Genomic DNA, 12240 nt, shown 5'->3' with positions numbered 1-12240 from the left:
ACGATTTCTGATTCATGAGGCTGATATCCAGCCTGATTCTGATACTTTTCTGGAGGGAGAAATGGCAGATTTAGATGATATCAAAGATGGTAAAGATTTTGGCATTGATAAGCCACAAAAGAATACCCTGTTTGAATTGAAAGGTTGTGGTGCGCTGGATTGGGGCATGCAGTCCCGTTTGTCACGAATTTTTAATCCCACGACCAATAAAACGGTCATGCTGGCGTTTGATCACGGTTATTTCCAAGGGCCAACGACGGGTTTGGAGCGTATTGATATTAATATTGCCCCACTGTTTGAACATACTGACGTGCTGATGTGTACCCGTGGCATCCTGCGTAGTCAGGTTCCTCCTGCAACGAATAAACCCGTGGTGCTGCGTGCATCTGGTGCTAACTCGATTCTGACTGAGCTATCCAACGAAGCTGTCTCCGTGGCGATGGAAGATGCACTGCGGCTCAATGTCTGCGCGGTGGCGGCTCAGGTTTATATTGGTTCAGAACACGAACACCAATCGATTAAGAATATTATCAAGCTGGTGGATCAGGGAACCCGTTATGGTATGCCAACGATGGCGGTGACGGGCGTCGGTAAAGATATGGCGCGTGACCAACGTTACTTCTCGTTGGCAACCCGCATTGCCGCCGAAATAGGGGCGAACATCATCAAAACCTATTATGTTGATAGCGGTTTTGAGCGAATTGCGGCGGGTTGTCCGGTGCCGATTGTAATCGCCGGCGGTAAGAAATTGCCGGAGCTGGATGCGTTGAATATGTGCTATCAGGCGATTGATCAGGGAGCATCGGGGGTGGATATGGGACGTAATATTTTCCAGTCAGAGGCGCCGGTTGCAATGCTGAAAGCGGTGCAGGCCGTGGTGCATCACAATGAGAAACCCGCTCAGGCTTATGAGATTTTCCTGAGTGAAAAAGCCAAGGGAGAATAATATGCACGTCACATTGGTTGAGATTAATGTCAAGGCTGACAAGGTTGACGAATTTATTGAGGTTTTTCGGGATAATCACCTCGGTTCTGTTAAAGAGCCGGGCAATTTGCGGTTTGATGTACTGCGTGATGAGGATATCCCGACTCGCTTTTATATCTATGAAGCCTATGTCGATGAAGCGGCCGTTGCAGCACATAAGACAACGCCTCATTATCTGCGTTGTGTTGAAAAACTGGCGGCATTGATGACTGAACCCCGCAAGAAAACCACTTTTGTGGGCTTGATGCCGGAAGGGAAATAAAGACAGAAGCCGTTGTCTGACCGCAGGAATAACGCCCTTGACATGAATGTCGGGGGCGTTGTGCATTTAGGCGGCAAGGTTGAAATATCAAGTTTTAATTAACTGGTTGTTTAACTTCATCCATGGCGGCAGATATTGCTGTCAGGCTACGCTGAATATCGTCTTCCGTCGTTGCCCAAGAGCTGACACTGAGTCGGATGGCTTCTCGCCCTTGCCATGTTGTGTGCCCAAACCAGCATTCGCCGGATTGCTGAACTTTTTGCAACATTGCGCGCTGTAGGTTGATATCAGGCAGACAAGCGACCACCTGATTAAGTACAACGTCATTGAGAACATCAAAACCGAGTGACTTCAATCCCTTTTCCAGCATTTTTGTATATAAGCAGCAGCGATCAACCAGCTCCTCAATGCCTTGTGAGCCAAGCTCTGCGATTGCCGCCCACACTTCGACGGCTCTGGCTCTGCGGGAGAATTCTGGCAGCATATCCTTTGCCTGCCACATATCTTGTGTTTCCACATAGGCTGCCGAAGTTGTCATGACTTCTCTTGATGCCTGTTTATGGCGCACGATACACATACCACAATCGTAGGGAGTATTGAGCCATTTATGTGCGTCAACGGCCCAGGAATCGGCAATTTCAACACCTTCAACTAAGGCGGATTTCTCTCTTGATGCCCGTGCCCAAAGACCAAAAGCCCCATCCACATGCACCCAACTGCCCGCTTTTTTGGCTTGGGGGATTAAAGCGTTAAAATTATCTGAACTGCCAGAATTCACATTACCGGCTTGTAACACCAGAATCATATTGTCTGAAAACGCGGGAACGGCGCTCTCTATGATTCGACCTTGGTGATCGCAGGGTACAAAAATAAACTGTGAACGACCAAAGCCAAGTAATCTCAGCGCTTTCAAAACGGAGATATGGGCTGCTTCAGAGAGCACAACTTTTAATTCAGGGGCGTTGTGTAGCCCCTGTTCTGCAAGGTCATGGCCTTGTTTCTGATACAGGTAATGTCGCGCTGCGGCCAAGGCACTGACATGCGCCATTGTTGTGCCAGTCACAAAACCGACGAATGCTTCTGATGGCAAATTCAAGAGTTCCAGTACCCAACGCCCGGCGATTTTTTCTAGTTGGTTGGCGACCGGTGAAGATGATTCCATCAATGCGATTTGATCCCACGCACTGGTTATGATGTTTGCGCCCATAGCGGCAGGTGTTGAACCCCCGACAACTAAGCCGAAATATCGGCCTCCTGTTGTCGCGACTGTTGCGGGTGAGCCGTATGCGTGGAGCTGCTCAAGCACCTGTTGGCAATGGCTTCCCTTTTGGGGTAATGGCTTATCAAAATTTTTCAGACCTGATAACGCGTCGCCATCGGGAAATACGCGTTGATTTCTGACTTCACTGACGTAGTTGTACGCGATTTCACTTGCGGTTTTAACCGCAGACAGTGAGGCATCACGGATTGGATCTTTCATGGTATTGTTCCCGTTATCGTTTTTATGCCATCCGTAGATGATGATTTCTGCTTCTTTAACCATTCAGCAATAAATGTTGCGACTTGTTCCGGCCGATTGATATTGAGCTGTGGAAGAGAGGTTGCCAGCGTGATATCGCTGGCAATTGCGATCACATAGGGATCGAGGATCTCATCGACGGTATGGTTCAGGCCGTCCCGATAAAGTGCAATTTTGGGGATCGGTTCTTGTTTGAAGCCTTCAATCAGAATTAAATCCAGCGAGTTTGCATCGAATCGGCTGGCGAGGTCGTGCAGATCCAACGCCGGCAAATCGGGTGTTTCTGTCATCAACGCCCAGCGTTGCTGGCTGGCGACCAACGTTTGGGTTGCTCCTGCCTTGCGTAGTTCATAGCTGTCTTTGCCCGGTTTATCGACATCCATATTGTGATGAGTATGTTTGATTAGCCCAACGCGGATAAGTTGCTGGCGCAGCAATGGAATAACCTGTTTTAACAATGTCGTTTTTCCGGTTCCACTGTAAGCCGTGATACCCAGCATGGGCAGTCTTGTGTCGTTGGTGCGGTGATTCATGCAGTCTCCTGAAGAAATTCCCCATGTTGGTACTCCCAGTGATGACATTCTTCTGGTGTATTTAAATTGGTGAAAGCCCGGGAGTCGGGGAAATAGACGGCTTGCGCCTTAATCATCTGCATAAAGAACATGAGTTTTCTATCTCCCAGAGCAAGATAGCTTTCCAACCGGGGGATCAGGCTGCGGTGCATTAAGGCTACGGTGGGGTGGGCGCGTTTACAATCATGTGCATAAGCGGCCCAGGCGTGTTGTTTATAGTGCCAAAGTTTTTCAACGAGGTCGGCGGGAAAATCCGGCACGTCGCAGGGAACAAATACCACCCACTCATTGATGGCTTTCTTCAAAACAGCCAGCATACCGGCCAGTGGCCCGGAAAAATCGGTAATGATATCCGGTATGATGGGGTAGCCACTTTGCTGATAAATGCCTGGATTGCGATTGGCATTTATCAACAGCTCATGAACCTGCGGCTGCAATCTTGTGGCGATGTGTTGGTATAATGGTGCGCCGTGGAATTGCAGTAACCCTTTGTCATTTCCCCCCATACGGGTGGATAGCCCCCCAGCCAGAATTGCGCCACTGATTTTTTGATGCGTCATGTTAAATCACCTGAATATTGGGCAATGAAATATTGAGTATTTGAGTATATATAACCATTGTGAATCAATATTTAACGATGCTGCTTTGGTGTGGGAGTATAACTTTACGCTGATTGACAGACCAATTCTTTCTCAGAGCGATTAATCCTGTTAATTTGTATCGTTATTTATAAGGAACTAACAATGAAGTATCACCGCCTCAATGAAGTTATCGAACTTTTACATTCGGTATGGAAGAATGAGCCGGATTTAAGTTTGATGCAACTTTTGCAAAAGCTGGCTGATGAAGCGGGTTTCACAGGGCCGTTATCTGAGTTAAGTGATGACGTTCTGATTTATCACCTGAAAATGCGCGGTACGGAGAGTCAGGCTGAAATTCCCGGTTTGAAAAAGGATTATGAAGACGATTTCAAGACCGCTTTATTGCGCGCCCGTGGCATTATTAAAGATTGATAAAGAGAGAATTGTGTTGTGACGGAACCAAAGGCTTTTAATTTTCAGAATATCACCCCGGATCTAATCATGGATGCGCTGGTGCAATCGGGTTTGTACATTGATTCCGGTTTAACTGAGCTGAATAGTTACGAAAATCGTGTTTATCAGTTCATGGATGAAAATCGCAAGCGCTATGTCGTGAAATTTTATCGTCCTTTGCGCTGGAGCCAGGCACAGATCCAAGAGGAACATGATCTTGCCCGTGAATTGCAGCAGGCCGCTTTGCCTGTTGCGGCGCCACTGATGTTTGATGGGCAGACGGTATTGAATTATGGTGGATTCTTTTTTGCTATTTTCCCCAGCGTAGGGGGACGTCAGTACGAATTAGACAATTTTGACCAGCTAGAAGATGTTGGGCGGTTATTGGGAAGGATGCACCAAATTGGTGGTCAAAAAACATTTTCTGTTCGCCCCACGCTTAATCTGGATGAATATTTATATCAACCCTATCAATATTTGGCTGAATGTAAATTGCTCCCTGCCGGACATAAGAAAGGCTTTTTGGCCGCACTGGATGAATTGAACAGTGCAGTAGCCAGTCAATGGCATGATCACTGGCAAGTTTTACGTCTGCATGGTGATTGCCATGCGGGTAATATCTTGTGGCGTGATGAGGCATGGTTTGTGGATCTGGATGATGCCCGCAATGGCCCTGCGGTTCAGGATTTGTGGATGTTGCTCAATGGCTCAAGGTCAGAGCGGTTGATTCAGTTGGATATCCTGCTTGAATCATATACCCAGTTTACGGATTTTGACCCCAAAACGTTGGCCTTGATAGAACCTCTGCGTGCAATGCGAATGGTCTATTATTTAGCTTGGGTTGCCCGCCGCTGGCAAGATCCCGCTTTCCCTAAAGCATTTCCATGGATGGCTGACAGTGATTTTTGGTGTAAGCAAATAAATCTTTTTTCTGAACAAACCCGGCTGTTACAGGAACCCCCTTTACAGCTTAATCCGATGTATTAATTTTTTTGGAGACCATTATGAAAAAATTTTGGCTAGCACTGGTGGGAGCGTTGATGGCATTTAATGCATTCGCTTCCGGTTTTTCTGAAGGCAAGCAGTTTACGGAACTAAAAAAACCGGTAGCGGAGCAGCCGCAGGTTTTAGAGTTTTTCTCTTTTTATTGTCCTCACTGTTATCAGTTTGAAAATGTGTATCATGTTCCTTCGACTGTCGAGAAAAACCTGCCGGCAGGTGTGACTCATGATCGTTATCATGTCGATTTTATCGGGCCTTTGGGAAAAGATCTGACGGATGCTTGGGCCGTTGCTATCGTCATGAAACTTGAAGATAAAGTCACGCCGATTTTGTTTGAAGGTATTCAGAAAACACAAACCATCAGGAGCAAAGAGGATATCCGCAATGCCTTTATCAAGGCCGGTATATCGGGTGAGGAATATGACGCTGCATTGAACAGCTTTATCGTACAATCTGTGGCAGCGAAAGAGCGTCAGGCAGCCAAAGATTTTGAACTGCGCGGCGTTCCGGCTATTTTTGTCAATGGCAAGTACTTGATTAATAATGGTGGCATTGACGCCAAGTCAGAGCTGGATTATGGCAAAAAATTCTCTGAGGTCGTGAATTATCTGGTGACAAAAAAATAAGTCACCATCGTACAGCCAAACGTAACCAAAACGTTAGGATGAATATAAAATAACATGGGTATTGTGCCAATTATGATAAGACTGGCACAATACTTGCTGAAAACGCCCTTTCATAACATAAACTCCGGTAATATCCACAAGTCAGTGATTTTTAAGTGGTTGTCATATTTTCTTAATATTCAGCGTAATTCATTGATTTTTACCTTCTGTTATTCATTCTTTACAGCGATAAACATAAATCTGCTTTATATGCCATTTTTTTGTGCACAAAGTTATCCACAGAGCACCCATCAGGATATTTGTCAGAAAATGCAGGCCGGCACGAGAAAATTCTCGCAAAATTCGTCTATATCGGCACAGTGTGGCATTCTATTCTTTATTCATCCCACAGAACGACGAAGAAAATTTTATGGCACAGATAGCAGACAATCCCCTGATTTTGGTTGATGGTTCTTCATACCTTTATCGTGCATACCATGCGTTTCCTCCACTGACAAACAGTGCGGGAGAACCTACGGGCGCCATGTATGGCGTGCTGAACATGCTGCGTAGTTTGATCATGCAGTATAAACCCAGTCATGTGGCGGTCGTGTTTGATGCCAAGGGCAAAACGTTCCGTGATGAGTTATTCGCTGAATATAAATCTCATCGCCCCCCCATGCCGGAGGATTTGCGTGCTCAGATTGAGCCGTTGCACACTATGGTTAAGGCAATGGGGTTACCGATTCTGGTTGTTCCGGGCGTTGAGGCCGATGATGTTATCGGGACATTGGCGTTGCAGGCTGAAAAAGAGGGCCGATCCGTCCTGATCAGTACCGGTGATAAAGATATGGCCCAGTTGGTGACACCGAATATCACGCTGATTAATACCATGACTAACACCATTTTGGGGCCGGAAGGGGTGAGAGAGAAATATGGCATTCCCCCTGAATTGATCATTGATTTTCTCGCCCTGATGGGAGACTCCTCCGATAATATTCCTGGTGTGCCGGGTGTGGGTGAGAAAACGGCACTGGGACTGTTGCAGGGCATTGGTGGATTGAAGGATATTTACGCCAGGCTTGCCGAAATTGCCACACTCAGCTTCCGTGGTGCCAAAACCCTGAGCGGGAAAATGGAGCAGCATAAAGAGGTGGCCTATCTTTCCTACCAGTTGGCGACCATTAAAACGGATGTGGAATTAGATAAGACCTGTTTGGATCTTTCTGTTGTGCCGCCGGATGCGGATGAACTGTTGGCACTGTTCAGCCATTACGAATTCAAACGCTGGATCAATGACGTACAGAATGGTTGCTGGCTGGAAGGCAATGGACAGAAAGCGGCCAACGCGGGTTCCAAGGCAGAATCTGCGGTGGCCGCCTCCAGTGCTGTCAATATGTCACCCAAAAGCCCTATTTCGCCAGAAAGCTATCAAACCATTCTTGAACGCCAATCCCTTGATGAATGGATTGAGAAACTGAAACAGGCTCCAGCATTCTCCTTTGATACTGAAACTGATGGTCTTGATACTCTGACCGCCAATCTGGTCGGGATGTCTTTTGCTATTGCTGCAGAGGAATCAGTGGTTGAAGCCGCCTATCTGCCGTTGGGACATGATTATTTGGATGCGCCACAGCAGCTCGATCTGCATGACGTTCTCGCAGCGTTAAAACCGCTGCTGGAAGATGCAGACCGGCCTAAAATTGGTCAGAACCTGAAATTTGATCGGGGCGTTCTGGCGCGTTATGACATCGCTCTGAACGGGATTGTATTTGATACCATGCTGGAATCGTATGTGCTGAACAGCGTGGTAGGACGACACGATATGGATAGCCTTGCGGATCGTCATTTGGACTATAAAACCACCACATTTGAAGAAATCGCGGGCAAAGGCAAAAAGCAGTTAACCTTCAATCAAATTCCACTGGAAGAAGCGTCAAAATACGCGGCAGAAGATGCGGACGTGACTTTACGATTGCATCAGGCCATGTATCCACAGCTAGAAAGTGTCGAAGCGCTGAAAAAAGTTTTCCAGAAAATTGAAATGCCGTTGGTGCCGGTGCTTTCCCGCATGGAGCGGACGGGAGTCTTGATTGATGCCAAAACGTTGGCGGAACACTCACGGGAAATCACTGCGCGTTTAGGTGAGCTGGAAAAATCGGCTTATGCATTGGCAGGTGAAGAATTCAACTTGGCTTCACCAAAGCAGCTACAAGTCATTTTGTTTGAAAAAATGAACTTGCCTGTGCTGAAAAAAACCCCGAATGGTGCCCCCTCGACGAACGAAGAAGTATTGGAAGAGCTGGCGGAAAACCACGAATTGGCTCGGGTGATTCTGGAGCATCGTGGTCTGGCGAAACTGAAATCCACTTACACGGATAAACTGCCCCAGATGGTTAACCCATCGACAAACCGTGTTCATACTTCATACCATCAGGCGGTGACTGCGACCGGGCGTCTCTCTTCCCGTGATCCCAATCTGCAAAACATTCCGGTCCGCAATGAGGAAGGGCGACGCATCCGTCAGGCATTTATCGCGCCGGAAGGTTACCGCATTATGGCGGCAGACTATTCGCAGATTGAACTGCGCATTATGGCGCATCTGTCACAAGACAAGGGATTGCTGGAAGCATTTGCACAAGGCAAAGATATCCATCGTGCAACCGCTGCGGAAGTTTTCGGTGTGCCATTGGAGCAAGTGAGCAGCGAGCAGCGCCGCAGTGCGAAGGCGATTAACTTTGGTCTGATCTATGGCATGAGTGCGTTCGGCTTATCCCGTCAGTTAAGTATTCCACGCGGCGAAGCACAACGTTATATGGACCTCTATTTTGAACGTTATCCGGGCGTGCTGTCTTATATGGAGCGCACGCGCCAGCAAGCCGCTGATCATGGGTTTGTTGAAACATTGGAAGGGCGTCGGCTGTACCTGCCGGAGATCAAATCACGTAATGCCATGCGCCGTAAGGCTTCAGAACGTGAAGCCATCAATGCACCGATGCAGGGTACGGCAGCGGATATCATCAAATTGGCGATGATTGCGGTGGATGATTGGATAGTCAATGAGCAGCCAAATGTACGCATGATCATGCAGGTTCACGATGAACTGGTGTTTGAGGTGCACGAATCGGAGCTGGAGACCGCAGAGGAAAAAATCAGGGAATTGATGGAACAAAGTATGCAGCTTGATGTGCCATTGAAAGTGGATGTGGGAGTGGGTGATAACTGGGATCAGGCACATTGATCTTTTATTGAATGATATTTATGAAAACATTGTTGGTTTAATAAACTAAAACTCTCCGGATCACGCGGTGAAGAGGCGGGTGACAGTAATTTGGGTTAGGTTCAGGATTAGATCTAGATCTCATAAATATGTAATTAAACTACATTAATGACGGCGTTATAACCTGAATTAGTCAAACAATAGCGGCTGAATCGCGGTAATTTGTGAAAATTAATTACAAAAAAGTCTTTTTTTGCTTCAGGGAATAGGGTAAAGTTGTCGGCGTAGGGTACAGAGGTAAGATGTTCTATCTTTCAGACCTTTTACTTCACGTAATCGGATTTAGCTGAATATTAGCTGCCCCAGTCATCTTTTTTGACTGGGGCGTTTTTTTATGTCCGATTGATGCAGGCGGGAACGCGGTGAACGCTGACGGATGTTATTCCGCTGCTGTTATTCCATCTCAATGGCGGGTTGATTGAACCAGAGGTCGAGTTTCTGTTCGAGTTTATCGATCCCGATTTTTTTCGGGGCAGAGAAGTATTCGATCTGGACATCGCCATCCAGAGAAGCCAATTCCTCACGGACTTTCGCCAGTTGGCTTTTACGGGCGCCGGATGCCAGTTTATCGGCTTTAGTCAGCAATACCATGACAGGTACGTGCATCACGACAGCCCATTCGATCATCTGCTTATCCAGATCTTTCAGCGGATGGCGGATATCCATCAAAACCACCAGCCCCAACAGGCATTCACGTTTCTGGAGATATTCCCCCAAGGCTTTCTGCCACTTGCGCTTCATCTCTTCCGGTACTTCAGCGTAACCATAGCCCGGCAAGTCCACCAGACGTACACCTTCTTCCACTTCAAATAGGTTAATCAACTGAGTACGGCCAGGGGTTTTACTTGTGCGCGCAAGGCTTTTCTGGCGGGTCAGTGCATTCAGGGCACTGGATTTACCCGCATTTGACCTACCGGCAAACGCGACCTCAATGCCCACATCTTGAGGCAGGTGGCGAATGTCAGGTGCACTCGTGATAAAGTGAGTCATATGATAGTTGTAGTTTTTGATGGTCAAAATGGTTATCTCCCAGAGGAATACGCAAAAATAGCGTGGTGATTATACCGAGAGCAACGGCTTGTGGACAGGCGTAACTTTATTTCGGTATTTATTCTGATGATGAACGGTGTAGGTAGTCAGAGAAACGCGCATATAATTCACCCTGAGACGCGATTGTCAAAACAAGCTGAATGGCCGGAACGCTGGGGACGCCGTGTTCGGGGAAATAATACGTACTGGTTCATTGGTTATGAGGCCAGCTTATTTATAGCAATACTGACATGGCGATCTTTAAACAATGATAGCTTCCGTGCAGCCCATTTAGCACCACCTTTCCAATGGCTCAAGCCTTTCTTAATAGATTCGATATTGTTGTCGCATTTCTCTTTATACAAGAGCCAATCGACCGTAGCTAACAGCTCCATGCCATAGGGAGATTCAAATCCTTCAATTAATTCTGAGGTTTTTTCTAGTACGGATAAGTAATCTTTCGCTTCGGTTTTCAAGTAAGTTTGTAGCTTTTCTTTTTTGGCATCATTAAATCGAATCACATCTAACGGATCACTATCAGGAATACGTTTATCAGAGCAAAGGTAGCTACCATCTAACGCATTGAGTAAATGGGTTAAATTATGTGCATAGGGTCCATAGTTGTTTGCTTCAAACGTGAGTTTGAGAATGTCTTGAAAACCTTGCTTTTCAAGTTCCCTGGAAAGCAACCAAGCCAGTTTCTGAATCTCAAGTAAGCTGCATTCCATACCTAAAATCCAGTAACGGCGAATAAGTTCCGCGATCATGGCACGAGCTGGAGTTAATGTATCAACACCTTTCTTTTTACTCACATTTTGATACTTGGCGATAGGTTCATAAATGTAAATGTTGATACCAGTCAGAGGTGATAATGCAGCTTCGATCTCTGGTTTCACATCCTTCCAGCTAAGGCCACCGTTGCCAGCCCCCAAGGGGGGAATAGCAATAGATTTGACGTTATTTTCGATAAGCCATTTTTTAAGATCCTGTAATCCATCAACAATCCATTCCATCTGAGAAGGGGCACGCCAATGCTGTTTGGTTGGGAAGTTAACAATCCACCGAGGATTAACTAATTCTCCCGTTTCAGTAACAAACATTTTTCCAGTATTAACGTCACCGGATTTACACGCTCTTGCATACAAAGTCATATTTAAAGGGAAACGTTCTTTGAACATTAAAGCAATTCCCTTTCCCATAACTCCTACCGTATTGACTGTGTTGACCAATACCTCTACATCAGAGTCGAGTAGGTTGCCTGTTGTATAATGAATCATGAAAAATACCACCCTGGTCTCGTGATCACTTTAACGTCATGACCAGATTGTTTAATTAACTTTTCTAAGTATTGCTTATCTTTTTCCGCATAACATACGATACCAACGAACGCCTCTACTGGGCAATGGTTGTGTATGAGAGCTTCAGCCTGATAACGTTCAAATTTGGCAGGATCATCAGGATCTCTTTTAAAATCTTTTGATTGAATAAGAACCCAATCAATTTTGTCCAGATCTGCTACATCAGAGTAGAAATTCGACCACACGTAGTAAGCATGGCTATCAGTAAAAATAAAGGGAACTTCCATTTCATTTAGTTTATGCAAACTAGAGACAAGGATAATTATTTCACTGTTATCTCTTCGTTTTATTCCTCCCCACCCACTATGTATGTTTTTTAGCATAGGAGAAAAAGGTGTGAAGTAAAATGGGATGTAATCGTTCAGTGTTCCTCCCGGGGGAATCGGAACGGGATGGTTAGCTCTTTTCGATATTAGCTCTGGATTACCAATATCTACCCAGCTCTCTGATTTTGTATCACTATTCCCAGCGAAAAACCCATTTTGGAGAACCCAAGGCAGGTTATCTCTGTGAATAATTCGCCAAATCAATGCCTTTTGGGGGTTTAAGCTCTCTTTATAGCTCATGTTAGCGACCGTTACGTTGAATATTGGT

General features: G+C 46.1%; 13 protein-coding genes. 7 read left to right on the top strand and 6 right to left on the bottom strand.

The annotated features are described in order from the left end of the window. Positions 1-61: 61 nt before the first annotated feature. Positions 62-946 (top strand): 3-hydroxy-5-phosphonooxypentane-2,4-dione thiolase, encoded by an 885-nt coding sequence (lsrF, locus tag Xbed_RS11690; protein ID WP_086113100.1) that lies wholly within the window; start codon positions 62-64, stop codon positions 944-946. A 1-nt stretch (position 947) separates the two neighbouring features. After that, entirely contained in the window at positions 948-1247 is a 300-nt protein-coding gene (gene lsrG, locus Xbed_RS11685; protein ID WP_086113099.1) for a (4S)-4-hydroxy-5-phosphonooxypentane-2,3-dione isomerase, read from the top strand. Between the two features lie 94 nt (positions 1248-1341). Here the strand turns inward: lsrG and Xbed_RS11680 are convergent, their stop codons facing one another. The 3 genes from Xbed_RS11680 to mobA are packed head-to-tail and all read right to left on the bottom strand — an operon-like array spanning position 1342 to position 3898. Next, on the bottom strand, positions 1342-2727 hold the full coding sequence (locus tag Xbed_RS11680; RefSeq protein WP_086113098.1) for a pyridoxal phosphate-dependent decarboxylase family protein: 1386 nt from the start codon (positions 2725-2727) through the stop codon (positions 1342-1344). Further along, positions 2724-3299 carry a molybdopterin-guanine dinucleotide biosynthesis protein MobB gene (gene mobB, locus Xbed_RS11675; protein WP_086113097.1) on the bottom strand — a complete coding sequence of 192 codons (576 nt, stop codon included), beginning with the start codon at positions 3297-3299 and terminating at the stop codon, positions 2724-2726. Before mobB ends, Xbed_RS11680 begins: the two co-directional genes overlap by 4 nt. Next, positions 3296-3898: a molybdenum cofactor guanylyltransferase MobA gene (gene mobA, locus Xbed_RS11670; RefSeq protein WP_086113096.1), complete on the bottom strand. Its 603-nt coding sequence runs from the start codon at positions 3896-3898 to the stop codon at positions 3296-3298. Before mobA ends, mobB begins: the two co-directional genes overlap by 4 nt. Positions 3899-4081: 183 nt before the next feature. On the opposite strand from mobA, the gene Xbed_RS11665 reads away from it, so the two are divergent. The 5 genes from Xbed_RS11665 to spfP all read left to right on the top strand — a co-directional run bounded on the left by Xbed_RS11665 (position 4082) and on the right by spfP (position 9549). Then, complete coding sequence (locus Xbed_RS11665) at positions 4082-4351, top strand: YihD family protein (protein ID WP_086113095.1); 270 nt, start codon at positions 4082-4084, stop codon at positions 4349-4351. Positions 4352-4369: 18 nt separating this feature from the next. After that, positions 4370-5359, top strand: a complete 990-nt coding sequence (locus Xbed_RS11660) for a serine/threonine protein kinase (protein ID WP_086113094.1) — start codon at positions 4370-4372, stop codon at positions 5357-5359. A 17-nt stretch (positions 5360-5376) separates the two neighbouring features. Next, a complete protein-coding gene (gene dsbA, locus Xbed_RS11655) occupies positions 5377-6000 on the top strand; it encodes a thiol:disulfide interchange protein DsbA (RefSeq protein ID WP_086113093.1) in 624 nt (207 codons plus the stop codon). A gap of 409 nt (positions 6001-6409) precedes the next feature. Continuing rightward, positions 6410-9220: a DNA polymerase I gene (gene polA / locus Xbed_RS11650; RefSeq protein WP_086113092.1), complete on the top strand. Its 2811-nt coding sequence runs from the start codon at positions 6410-6412 to the stop codon at positions 9218-9220. 281 nt (positions 9221-9501) lie between these two features. Beyond that, positions 9502-9549, top strand: a complete 48-nt coding sequence (gene spfP / locus Xbed_RS20815) for a small protein SpfP (RefSeq protein ID WP_438361642.1) — start codon at positions 9502-9504, stop codon at positions 9547-9549. 103 nt (positions 9550-9652) lie between these two features. Here the strand turns inward: spfP and yihA are convergent, their stop codons facing one another. From yihA to darT, 3 genes are all read right to left on the bottom strand, one after another. Beyond that, on the bottom strand, positions 9653-10276 hold the full coding sequence (gene yihA, locus Xbed_RS11645) for a ribosome biogenesis GTP-binding protein YihA/YsxC (protein WP_086113091.1): 624 nt from the start codon (positions 10274-10276) through the stop codon (positions 9653-9655). Between the two features lie 230 nt (positions 10277-10506). Beyond that, the gene (gene darG / locus Xbed_RS11640) at positions 10507-11565 is read right to left on the bottom strand and encodes a type II toxin-antitoxin system antitoxin DNA ADP-ribosyl glycohydrolase DarG (RefSeq protein ID WP_086113090.1); all 1059 of its coding nucleotides are present in this window, start codon (positions 11563-11565) and stop codon (positions 10507-10509) included. Next, positions 11562-12212, bottom strand: coding sequence for a type II toxin-antitoxin system toxin DNA ADP-ribosyl transferase DarT (gene darT, locus Xbed_RS11635; protein ID WP_086113089.1), 651 nt, complete (start codon positions 12210-12212; stop codon positions 11562-11564). The genes darG and darT overlap by 4 nt, the downstream gene beginning before the upstream one ends. Between the last annotated feature and the right edge of the window lie 28 nt (positions 12213-12240).

This window comes from Xenorhabdus beddingii (genome assembly GCF_002127545.1).
Taxonomy (GTDB): Bacteria; Pseudomonadota; Gammaproteobacteria; order Enterobacterales; family Enterobacteriaceae; genus Xenorhabdus; species Xenorhabdus beddingii.
The sequence above is the reverse complement of the archived record's forward strand: the minus strand, read 5'-3'. Positions and strand labels throughout refer to the sequence as shown.